Source organism: Rheinheimera sp., from assembly GCF_030824435.1.
Taxonomy (GTDB): domain Bacteria; phylum Pseudomonadota; class Gammaproteobacteria; order Enterobacterales; family Alteromonadaceae; genus Pararheinheimera.
Window position 1 is genome coordinate 44,011 of sequence record NZ_JAVBXS010000098.1, and the last position, 11,603, is coordinate 55,613.

General features: G+C 46.8%; 8 protein-coding genes. 5 read left to right on the plus strand and 3 right to left on the minus strand.

Going from position 1 to position 11,603, the window contains the following annotated elements:
* The first annotated feature begins 65 nt into the window (after positions 1-65).
* Positions 66-722: a 7-cyano-7-deazaguanine synthase QueC gene (gene queC, locus RCH83_RS16345; protein WP_306523853.1), complete on the plus strand. Its 657-nt coding sequence runs from the start codon at positions 66-68 to the stop codon at positions 720-722.
* A gap of 88 nt (positions 723-810) precedes the next feature.
* Here queC and RCH83_RS16350 read toward each other — a convergent pair whose 3' ends face one another.
* Positions 811-1,713 carry a LysR substrate-binding domain-containing protein gene (locus tag RCH83_RS16350; protein WP_306523854.1) on the minus strand — a complete coding sequence of 301 codons (903 nt, stop codon included), beginning with the start codon at positions 1,711-1,713 and terminating at the stop codon, positions 811-813.
* A gap of 107 nt (positions 1,714-1,820) precedes the next feature.
* Here RCH83_RS16350 and metE point away from each other — a divergent pair, with 107 nt between their 5' ends.
* Complete coding sequence (gene metE / locus RCH83_RS16355; protein ID WP_306523855.1) at positions 1,821-4,091, plus strand: 5-methyltetrahydropteroyltriglutamate--homocysteine S-methyltransferase; 2,271 nt, start codon at positions 1,821-1,823, stop codon at positions 4,089-4,091.
* Between the two features lie 195 nt (positions 4,092-4,286).
* Here the strand turns inward: metE and cysB are convergent, their stop codons facing one another.
* Positions 4,287-5,264: an HTH-type transcriptional regulator CysB gene (cysB, locus tag RCH83_RS16360; protein WP_306523856.1), complete on the minus strand. Its 978-nt coding sequence runs from the start codon at positions 5,262-5,264 to the stop codon at positions 4,287-4,289.
* A gap of 174 nt (positions 5,265-5,438) precedes the next feature.
* On the opposite strand from cysB, the gene RCH83_RS16365 reads away from it, so the two are divergent.
* Positions 5,439-6,125, plus strand: coding sequence for a sensor histidine kinase KdpD (locus tag RCH83_RS16365; RefSeq protein WP_306523857.1), 687 nt, complete (start codon positions 5,439-5,441; stop codon positions 6,123-6,125).
* A gap of 85 nt (positions 6,126-6,210) precedes the next feature.
* A complete protein-coding gene (locus RCH83_RS16370) occupies positions 6,211-6,963 on the plus strand; it encodes a hypothetical protein (RefSeq protein WP_306523858.1) in 753 nt (250 codons plus the stop codon).
* A gap of 275 nt (positions 6,964-7,238) precedes the next feature.
* On the opposite strand, the gene topA is transcribed toward RCH83_RS16370, so the two are convergent.
* Entirely contained in the window at positions 7,239-9,836 is a 2,598-nt protein-coding gene (gene topA, locus RCH83_RS16375) for a type I DNA topoisomerase (protein WP_306523859.1), read from the minus strand.
* 229 nt (positions 9,837-10,065) lie between these two features.
* On the opposite strand from topA, the gene astB reads away from it, so the two are divergent.
* A complete protein-coding gene (astB, locus tag RCH83_RS16380) occupies positions 10,066-11,406 on the plus strand; it encodes an N-succinylarginine dihydrolase (protein ID WP_306523860.1) in 1,341 nt (446 codons plus the stop codon).
* The last annotated feature ends 197 nt before the right edge of the window (positions 11,407-11,603 follow it).

Sequence of the window (11,603 nt, forward strand, 5' to 3'; positions counted from 1 at the left end):
CCTTGGCGATTATGCAGTACAATGCGCGCCCCAAATTGCTGACCATTATAACGGGAGCTGCAAGAATGCCGCAAAAAGTTGTTGTGATTTATTCAGGTGGCATGGATTCCTTTACCGTGCTGCACAATGCCATTCGTGCCGGCCACCAAGTGTATGCCTTGTCTTTTAACTATGGTCAGCGCCATGTCAAAGAGCTGATTTGTGCACAAAACGTCTGTCAGGAGCTGGGCATTCATCACAAAATTGTTGATATTTCAGCGATTAACCAATTGATTGGTGGCTCGTCGCTGACCGACGATATTGAAGTGCCGGAAGGCCATTATGCCGCCGATAATATGAAATCGACCGTGGTGCCCAACCGCAATATGATTTTATTAAGTCTGGCTGTGGGTTATGCGGTGTCGCTGGACGCTCAGGCAGTTTATTACGGTGCTCATTCAGGGGACCACTTTATTTACCCGGATTGCCGTCCTGAATTTGTGCAAAAAATGAATGATGTCTGCCAGATAGCCAACTATGAGCCTGTTGATATCATCAGCCCTTACCTGCAACAAACCAAAATTGAAATTCTTAAAGACGGTCTTGCGATGGGTCTAGATTACAGTAAAACCTGGACTTGTTATAACGGCCGCGAAAAAGCCTGTGGTAAATGTGGTTCTTGCCAGGAGCGGCTGGAAGCTTTTGCACTGAATCAGGTGACAGATCCACTGCCTTACGAATAAAGCTGTTCCGGCCACAACCCTGGTGGCCTGCCCCGGCTCTTTGCCGATAGTCAGGCACAGAAACATCTGTGCCTCTTATTACTAACCGTTAAGCCACAGCCTGTGGTTGTGCTGCCGGTGAATAACGGCGCAACAGCTGATAAAAAGCCGTTAAAGCCGCACTTTGTTTATCGCGCTGATAAGCCAGATACATCTGACGGCTAAAACCCTGTTCGCTCAGCCTTTTAACAACAATCAGCCCCTGGCTGACAAAAGGTTCCGCCAGCCAACCCGGCAGCACAGCAATGCCCTCGCCCGCCGCCACCAGTTGCAACATCTGACTGGCATGCGCCACTTGTCTGAGTTCACCGCTAAAAGCTGTTTTTTGTAAAAACAGCCGGAATAAATCCTGCCGCTCCGGTGGGATCGGATAAACCAGCAACTTTTCCCGTGCTAAATCTGCGGCTGTCACAAACGCAACTGCTGCCAGCGGATGTTCAGGCGCGATAAAAGCAAACAACTCCAGTTCAAATAACGGCAGATAACTCACTTGCTGCTCCAGCCGTCTGTCTGTGGTTAACACCAGATCCAACTCATCATGCAGCATAGCTTCTATCGCATGATGCTGAATATCAGTTTCAAATGTCAGCTGCACCTGTGGCCATTGCTGGCGAAAGGCTTTTAACGCCGGTAACAACCAATGGACACAGGCATGGCACTCCACAGTGAGCCGCAGTTGTTGCGCCGGTAACTGACCGCTTTTTAGCTGCTGCCAGGCGAGGTCAAGTTGCGGTAATACGGTGGTGGCGACATCCAGCAACAATTTGCCCTGGGCGCTGAACTGCACAGGTTGAGATTTCCGCACAAACAAACTGGCTCCCAGCATTTGCTCGGCATCTTTCAGTTGGTGTGACAAGGCCGACTGGGTAACAAAAAGCCGGCTGGCCGCGCCCTGTAAAGAGCCGGTTTGTTGTAATGCCAGTAAAGTGCGCAGCAGTTTGAGCTCAATCATAATGAATTTTTCTCACGTAACAGAGGCTAGTTATTCAGTTGTGGCACCACAGCATAACCGGCAATAATAGACATATCAACATCTAGACGTCCAAATGAGGGAAAGATATGTCAACAACACACAGCCTTGGTTTTCCGCGTATCGGCAATAAACGCCAGTTAAAACGTGCTTTAGAGCAATATTGGCAAGGTGAAATTTCACAAGAACAACTACAAAACATTGGTGCTCAACTGCGTGCTGATCACTGGCAGTTGCAACAACAAGCCGGTATTGATTTAGTGCCGGTCGGCGATTTTGCTTATTACGACCATGTATTAAACACTTCGTTGTTATTTGGGGTAGTACCAAAACGTCATCAAACGGCAGATGGTCAGATTGATTTTGACTGCCAGTTCCGCATCGGCCGTGGCCGCGCGCCTACAGGCCCAGCCGCCGCTGCCAGCGATATGACCAAATGGTTTAATACCAACTATCACTATCTGGTACCGGAATTTGACGCGCGGCAACAATTTAGCCTGACTGATTTAAGTTTGTTCAACCAAATCAACGAAGCAAAAGCCTTGGGGTTGAATTTTAAACTGGTGTTGCCAGGCCCTGTCACTTACCTGCATTGTGGCAAAGTGGCTGAGGGCGTCGATAAACTCAACCTGCTGCCGGCTCTGCTGAAGGGTTATCAGCAACTGCTGGATGCCCTCAATGCCGCCGGCGTACAGTGGCTGCAACTGGATGAACCTGTGTTGGCACTGGAACTGTCTGCAGACTGGCTCAGTGCTATTCAGACCAGCTACCGCAGCTTGCAAAAAGGTCAGCTGAAACTGTTACTTACCAGCTATTTTGGTGATATTTCCGCTTATTTACCCCAGCTGGTTGATTTACCTTTTGACGGTATTCATCTGGACTTATGCGCCGAGCCAGTGGATTTAACCAAAGTTGCAGCGCTTATCCCCAGCCACTGGGTGTTGTCGGCCGGTATTATCAATGGCCGTAATATCTGGCGCGCCGACTTAAGCAAAGCTTACCAGGAGCTCAAACCGCTGTTTGCACAAAAAGGCGACAAACTCTGGCTTGGCACTTCCTGCTCTTTATTACATAGCCCTGTTGATTTAACCCTGGAAAAACAGCTTGAGCCCGAGATCCGAAGTTGGTTTGCTTTTGCCCGGCAAAAGTGCGAAGAGCTGAAGTTATTACAACAAGCTTTAAAAAGTGACGACACCAGCGCCATTGAACACTACAGCGCGCCTGTTAAAGCAAGGGCACACTCGACCTTGGTGCACAAGGCACAAGTGCAACAAGCTTGTGCCAAAGCAAAAACCGAAAAATCGGATCGCAGCCTGCCTTTTGCCAGCCGTATCAATATTCAGCAACTGAAACTGCAACTGCCGCTGTTGCCAACCACTACTATTGGCTCATTTCCACAAACACCGGATATCCGCAAATTAAGAGTGGATTTAAAAGCCGGCCGTATCAACGAGCAGCAGTATCAGCAGCACATCCAACAGCAGATTGCAAAAGCTGTACAACTGCAGGAGGAGTTAGGTCTGGATGTGTTGGTGCATGGTGAAGCAGAGCGCAATGACATGGTGGAGTATTTTGGCGAGCAGCTGCAGGGTTATGTCTTTACCCAGTTTGGCTGGGTGCAAAGTTATGGCAGCCGTTGTGTCAAACCACCAGTTATTGTTGGTGATATCAGCAGGCCGAAGGATATGACAGTCCGGTGGACAGCTTATGCTCAGTCGCTGACCAAAAAACCAATGAAAGGTATGCTGACAGGCCCTGTTACTATGCTGGCATGGTCTTTCCCAAGGGAAGATTTAAGCCGTGCTGATATCGCGTTGCAGCTGAGTCTGGCACTGGCAGATGAAGTCAAAGCGCTGGAGCAAGCCGGTATTCAGATTATTCAGATTGATGAACCGGCATTTCGTGAAGGTTTACCGCTCAAACGCAGCCAGTGGCAGCAATACCTCAACTGGGCAGTGGACACCTTTAAAAGGTGCAGTACCCATATCAATAGCAGCACACAAATTCATACCCATATGTGTTATTCGGAGTTTAACGACATTATCGGTGCTATTGCCGCTATGGACGCTGATGTGATCACCATCGAAACCTCACGTTCTAATATGGAGTTATTGCAGGCTTTTGAAGATTTTGCTTATCCCAACCAGATTGGCCCCGGCGTGTATGACATTCATTCCCCCAATGTGCCGGATCTTGACTGGATCAAACAGCTCATTCATAAAGCGGCCGGCAAGCTGCCGGTACAACAACTCTGGGTGAATCCGGATTGTGGTTTAAAAACCCGTGGCTGGCCTGAAACTGAAGCAGCACTCAAACATATGGTGCAGGCTTGCAGAGAACTACGGCAGGAGCTGGCGTGACTAAATAATATTTATCAACAATAAGTTAAGCCATCAACTCCGGATGAAACCCAGAAATAGTGCGGGTCTGCTGCCGGGTTGTATAAAAGCCATTGCTCAGGCCTGATTTAATAAAAGCGGATGACCACAAAGGCAGAGCAAGCCAATAAAAAAAGACCACAACAGTGGTCTTTTTTTATCAGTTCAATTCCGGCATTAACGCACCGGCAATTCAATTTTGGCAAACATCCGGTCAATTTCTTCCTGATTTCGCAGCATATTGGCTTTTTCCACCATTTCCTTGGTAAGGTGTGGCGCAAAACGTTCAATAAAATCATACATATAAGTGCGCAGGAACGAACCTTTGCGAAAGCCTATTTTGGTGGTGGAAGCGGCAAATAAATGGCTGGCGTCTATCGAAACCAAATCTTTATCCAGCTCTTTGTCCATCGCCATAGAAGCAATGACACCAACCCCTAAACCCAGACGCACATAAGTTTTAATCACATCGGCGTCTGTTGCAGTAAAGACAATTTTTGGCTCCAGCCCTTTTTCACCAAAAGCACGATCAAGTTCAGAACGACCAGTAAAACCAAACACATAAGTCACAATAGGGTGTTTAGCCACATCTTCAATTTCAATACGGTGATCCAGCTGCGCCAAAGGATGGTCGTGACGCACTATCACACTGCGGTTCCAGTGATAACAAGGCAACATCACCAAATCAGAAAATAAATGCATGGCTTCAGTGGCAATCGCAAAGTCGGCATCACCACGTGACGCTGCTTCTGAAATTTGTTGTGGTGTGCCCTGATGCATATGCAACGACACCTTCGGAAACTTTTTGATAAAACCACCAATCACGTCCGGCAGCGCATAACGGGCCTGGGTATGGGTAGTGGCAATATTCAGTTTGCCTTGATCAGGCAAAGTATGTTCTTTGGCAACTGCTTTGATACTTTCTACTTTAGCCAGAATTTGCTGAGCAATTTCAATCACATCACGCCCGGCAGGTGTCACATGGGTCAGATGTTTACCACTGCGGCCAAATACCTGAATACCCAGTTCATCCTCCAGCATCCGCACCTGCTTACTGATGCCGGGTTGTGAGGTGTACAAACTTTCCGCCGTCGCGGATACGTTAAGATTGTGATTTAACACTTCGACAATATAACGTAACTGTTGTAATTTCATGTGTCAGGCTTCCGTTATTGACATATGATTAGCCATATGCGCGGATGATGTGATTATTCCAGCCAATTCAAAATTTGGCGTTTAGTATAACCAATAGTAGCTAAAAACCTGCCTAAGCAGTAGTTCTTTTTACTGACATTGGTTGAGTGACAGCGGTAAAGGAACTGAAATATCGTGGAACAGCCGGAAATTGATTTTGCCACTGTACTGGCCTCTGCCGTACACGACATGAAAAACTCATTATGTATGCTGATCCAGTCAATGGATTTGTTGCAGCAGGATTTAGCCCCCCATTCAGAAACCGCCAGTCAGGAACTGGCCCGCATTCATTATGAAGCGTCCAGACTGAACAGCAATCTGATGCAGCTGTTGTCGTTATACCGCATCGAAAAAGAACAACTGCCTTTACATCTGGACGAATATTTTGTTGAAGATTTACTGGATGAAGTACTGATCAAAAACGAGATGTACAGTCAGCAAAAACAGATTGCAGTTCAACTCGACTGTGCGGCTGATCTCTGTTGGTTTTTTGACAATGATTTGGTCGGAAATCTGATTAATGATATGTTCGTCAACGCCTTACGTTATAGCACCACCCAGTTATTGCTCAAAGCCAGCATCATTGATGACTATCTTTGTATTGAATTGCATGACGACGGTGAAGGTTTTCCACAGTTTATGCTGGAAAACAGCGACAATAGTATGATGCATTTTAATTTAACAGCCGGACGCACAGGTTTAGGCTTGTTTTTTGCACACTTAATTGCCAAAGCACACCGCAATCAGGGTCGGGTTGGTCGTATTGAGTTATCAAACGGTGGCCAATTTGGTGGCGGCGTCTTTAGGTTGTATCTGCCCTGACGGGCGGCAGAAGATTGGTAATTTTGCCAATTTCTGTTTAAGATGCAGGTGGTAAACCAAGTCAGAGGTTCAGATGGTTTTGACCATGATCATTGTTCTGGTAATAGCATTAGTGGTTTTTGCTGTTATTTCGAACGCAATACAACAACACAAAGAACGGTTAGCCACGTTAAAACGGGCTGAGTTCTCTAAGTTGCGTGGCATGCTGGAAGATACCGAAGAAATTCTGCTGAATGCCGCCAATGTGCCTCTTACCCCACCTATTTCGCAAATGCTGCTTAAACGTATTGCTTATACCCTCAAAGCTATGGTTGAGCTGGAACCCGGCTCGCGCGATTTAAAAAGCCGGCTGGCCGACACCGAAAAAAAGCTGGAAGATATGGGAAGTCACACTCAGGCTCTCAACGAACACATCACCTTGCCTGATAACGACAAACAAATTATTGGCATGATCCAGGGCATTAAAAAACTCAGAACCATTCTGCGGGCAGAACATGCCCGCGGCAATATTGATACCCAGATTGTAGTGCAGGAAGACAGAAGACTGGAAAACCTGCAACTGCGTATTAATGTTGAAAGTCAGATCAAAAGAGGCAACCAGGCCCGTAGCAGCGATATGTTAGGTTCTGCCCGGCAGTGTTATGAAAAAGCCCTTATTACCCTGTCCAATGCCAGCCATGTGGACGAATATGTCACCTCACGCCGTAACGAAATGACGTCATTGTTAGCAGAAATTGCCGAAGAGCTAAAAGAAGGCAATTTACGGGACCGGCAAAAACGTGCCGAAGCGGAAAATAACGACCTGGACGTGTTATTTGCCCCTAAACGCAAGTGGTAACTTGCGGCCGCTTAAGTCTGACGTTTGATGCGAAATTAACTTAACCGCAGCAGTATCCATCCCCCTTTTATCTCCTTTATCGTTTTATTACTTTCGCTTTAGTTATCGGGCAAAATCAAATTTTTGCAGCAGCTTGTGACGTCAACAGCAACTTATTAATAAAACCAGCATTTGCACTGAACAATAAAACGCATCTTAAATCAGCCTGACATCAACAGCTTTGTAAAAACAACAAAGGCCACTACTGTGGCCTTTTTAGCTGATGGAACCAAAGCTTAAGCTTCTGCTTTGCTCTCTTGCCATTTACCGTCTTTAAACCATAAAGACCAGCCGGTTGCTTTGCCGTCTTTTTCCGACATCACATATTGCTGTTTGGTTTTACGGCTCCAGCGCACTATGGTTGGATTGCCGGCCGGATCCTGAGCCGGCGCTGCGGTCAGATATAAAAACTTCGGCACTAACCTGTCTTTAAATCTTTGCAGTTCAGCCACCAAAGGTGCTCTGGTTTCGCGGGAGCGTGGGAAAGTGGACGCAGCCAAAAACAAACCTGCAGCACCATCACGCAATACAAAATAAGCGTCTGACTTTTCACAGGCCAGCTCCGGTAAATGAACCGGATCTTCTTTTGGCGGTGCTGCTTCACCGTTCTTTAACAGTTTGCGGGTGTTTTTACAGTCGCTATTGGTGCAGCCAAAATACTTACCAAAACGGCCGGATTTTAACTGCATGTCAGAGCCGCATTTTTCACATTCTATCAGCGGGCCGTCATAACCTTTAATTTTAAAGGCGCCACTCTCCACCAGATAACCATCACAACCCGGGTTATTACCACAGACATACAACTTACGTTGTTCGTCCAGCAGGTACGAGTCCATCGCGGTGCCACATTTGGCACAACGTTTTTTGTGACGCAGCACTTCGGTTTCAAGTTCGTCTTCGTCGGCCACCAACACAGCTTCATCACCTGGTGTCAGGTTCATGGTGGTGGTGCAACGCTCTTTCGGTGGCAGGTTATAACCGGAACAGCCTAAAAACACACCAGTGCTGGCGGTACGGATACCCATTTTGCGGCCACAACTTGGGCAGTCAATATCAGTTAATACAAACTGATTGGTGCGCATACCACCTTGTTCTACATCCGCTTCTGCTGTTTTCAGCTTGCTTGAGAAGTCGCCGTAAAATTGATCCAGCACTTTTTGCCAGGCCAGTTCACCGTGCGCTATGTCATCAAGTTTTAATTCCATATTGGCGGTAAAATCGTAATTCATCAGATCGCTGAAGTTTTCCACTAAGCGGTCTGTGACAATTTCACCCATTTTTTCGGCGTAAAATCTTTTGTTTTCGACCTTCACATAACCACGTTCCTGGATAGTCGAAATAATGGCAGCATAAGTGGAAGGACGGCCAATACCGCGTTTTTCCAGTTCTTTGACCAGGCTGGCTTCACTGTAACGTGCCGCTGGTTTGGTAAAGTGCTGGGCTGGCAATAACTGCTCTAGCTGCAGCGTTTCGCCGACTTTTAAATCCGGTAATTCTTTTTCTTCTTCGTCTTTGCGTTTTTGTGCTGGTTGCACTCTGGTCCAACCGTCAAAACGTAACACCCGGCCTTTGGCTTTGAGCTCAAAGTCACCGGCCTGCACGGTAATATTGGTGACATCGTACAGCGCATTTGGCATCTGGCAGGCAACAAACTGGCGCCAAATCAGCTCATACAGCTTCTTGGCGTCTGCTTCCATATCACCCAACATACTGGCCTGAATATTCACATCAGAAGGACGTATGGCTTCGTGTGCTTCCTGCGCATTGGCTTTGCTGCCGTAACTTAATGGCTCTGCTGGCAGATACTTTTTACCAAACTGCTGTTCAATAAAATCTCGAACTGCGCCTACCGCTTCTGTCGACAGATTGGTCGAGTCGGTACGCATATAAGTGATATAACCGGCTTCATACAAACGCTGCGCCAGCATCATGGTTTTTTTCACGCCATAACCCATGCGGGTACTGGCGGCTTGTTGCAGTGTAGAGGTAATAAATGGCGCCTGAGGTTTGCTGCTGGACGGTTTATCTTCGCGTTCAGTCACCTGATAACTGGCGCGCTGCAACAGCGCAACAGCGGCATCGGTCTGCGTTTTATTGTCAGGTCTGAAGGCTTTACCGTTTTGGCGTACCACTTCCAGTTTTAACGCTGCTTTTGCCGCTGAAATGGTTTCAGCATCTACTGTCCAGTATTCTTCCGGCACAAAAGCTTTAATTTCGCGTTCACGTTCAACCACTAACCGCACTGCAACAGATTGCACCCGGCCAGCAGATAAACCACGGGCGACTTTTTTCCATAACAGCGGGGAGACCATAAAACCAACAACACGGTCTAAAAAGCGGCGGGCTTGCTGGGCGTTTACCCGGTCGACATTCACCTGACCAGGTTCTACAAAGGCATTTTTAATGGCATTTTGGGTGATTTCGTTAAATACCACCCGTTTAAATTTCTGTTCTTCACCGCCGATGATCTGTTGCAAATGCCATGCAATAGCTTCTCCTTCGCGGTCTAAGTCCGTTGCCAGATAAACTGTGTCAGCTTTTTCAGCTAAAGCTTTGAGTTCTTTAACAACTTTCTCTTTACCTGGCAGAATTTCGTAACGCGCTTTCCAGCCGTTTTCCGGATCTATGCCCATGCGGTCGACCAGCGCCAGATATTCTTTCTGCGCTTTTTCCAGTTTTACGTCTTTTTTGCTTTTTTCTTTGTCTTTATTGCTGCTGGTTGGCAAGTCGCGGATATGTCCCACGCTACTTTTTACAATAAAATCATTACCTAAATATTTATTAATTGTTTTAGCTTTTGCCGGTGATTCGACTATTACCAGTGATTTCGCCATCGTTGTTCCGAGATCCCTAAACTTTGGTGGGCATTCTACATGTCTTTTTAACGTATATCCGCAAACTCAAGTTGTGACAAGTGAATAAACTCATTATTATTCGGTTGACCCTGTCTTTACAGGGTCATTCTGCCGGTTAAATCAGCAGAATATAAAATGAAGCAATCCAATAACGGCCGCAAAAACAATAAAAACAGTGCCCCTTCCCAACTGAAGGAATAAAGCAAAAATGAAGTACTTTGAAGCAAACTTTGATGGCTTAGTTGGGCCAACGCATAACTATGCCGGTTTATCTGTCGGCAACGTTGCGTCACTTAACAACGCCAAAAATACCTCTAGTCCAAAACAAGCTGCATTGCAGGGCTTGCAAAAAATGAAAGCGCTGGCCGATTTAGGCATGGTGCAAGGTGTGTTAGCACCACAAGAACGTCCCGACGTTTATACATTACGCCGGCTCGGTTTTAGTGGTACTGACGCAGAAGTGATTGCCAAAGCAGCAAAACAGGCGCCCTCTGTGTTCAGAGCTGTCTGTTCAGCGTCCAGCATGTGGACAGCCAACGCAGCGACCATTTCACCCAGCAAAGACACAAAAGACGGCAAAATTCATTTTACCCCGGCCAATCTGACCAATAAGTTTCACCGTTCGTTAGAGCCTGAAACCACGGGCCGGATTTTAAAAGCCATGTTTAATAATGAGCGCCATTTTAGTCATCACCAGCATCTGCCGGACAATGACCACTTTGGTGATGAAGGCGCCGCCAACCACACCCGTTTATGCAGTGAATATGGCGAAACAGGTGTAGAACTGTTTGTGTTTGGCCGTTACGCCTTTGATTACAACAAACCAGCGCCACGTAACTTCCCTGCCCGTCATACTTTTGAAGCTTGTGAAGCTGTAGCCCGTTTACATGGTTTGTCGGATGACAAAGTGGTGTATATCCAGCAAAGCCCTGAAGTGATTGATCAGGGTGTGTTTCACAACGATGTGATAGCGGTAGGTAACCAAAATGTGTTGTTTTACCATCAACAGGCTTTTGTCGACAGCACACAGAAACTGGATGAAGTAAAACGCAAATTTGGTGATAAGTCAGAGTTACATTTGATTGAAGTACTGGACCATGAAGTGACAGTACAACAAGCCATTCAGACTTATTTGTTTAACACTCAGGTCATTACCCTGCCGTCCGGCGAAATGGCCATTATTGCCCCGACAGAATGTCGCGACCATCCGCAGGTTGCTGCTTATTTAGAACAGCTGACCGGCCGTGGCACGCCTATCCGTCAGGTGCATTATTATGATGTAAAACAAAGTATGAGAAACGGCGGTGGCCCTGCTTGTCTGCGTTTACGTGTTGCCATGAGCGAAGCGGAAAAACAGGCGGTGAATCCAAATGTGCTGCTGGATGACAACTTGTTTGCCCGGTTAAATCAGTGGGTGAACAGCCATTATCGTGATCAGATTTCAGAAGCAGATTTGGCAGATCCATTGTTGTTGAATGAAAGCCGCGCTGCACTTGATGAACTGACTAAAATTCTGCAACTGGGTTCGGTCTATCAGTTCCAGCGTTAAGTTCACTTTGCCATGGCGCTTTAAGCCTGGTGTTTCATAAAAAGTAAAAGGCTACCTGGGTAGCCTTTTTTATTAACTTTGACCCGTCCTAAATAACGTTGACACTTTTTATCCTGAACCGTGGAGAGTGTCATGAATGCAATAGCCAAGCGTACGCAAAAAGATTATTCCCTTGCCTTTAAATTAGCGGTGGTGGC